A 226-nucleotide genomic window follows, 5' to 3' on the forward strand; every position below is an offset into this window, starting at 1 on the left:
ATCTTTGCTACTACCGGCAGTGTCATTATTACACCAAACCAAAGTGCTTTGGTCCAAGTAGAGGTGAATCAAAACACTTGGAGTGGTGGTAATGATACTGCGTTAAATTTGGTAGGGACGAGGAGTACTGCCAGTGCGCTAAGACAACGGCATGGGTTTGTTCACCGGACTGCTGCTGCGGCACAACTCGTCATCGCGTATCATGACTGAACCGGAACAGGCTGTA

Annotated in this window: 1 protein-coding gene; it reads left to right on the forward strand. The window is 48.7% G+C overall.

Annotation, left to right across the window (positions count from 1 at the left end; all coding sequences use genetic code 11):
* On the forward strand, positions 1-210 hold a 210-nt coding region (locus NLF92_RS13960), incomplete at its 5' end, for a hypothetical protein (protein WP_254102876.1).
* Positions 211-226: the final 16 nt, after the last annotated feature.

This window comes from Opacimonas viscosa (genome assembly GCF_024199005.1).
Classification (GTDB): Bacteria; Pseudomonadota; Gammaproteobacteria; order Enterobacterales; family Alteromonadaceae; genus Opacimonas; species Opacimonas viscosa.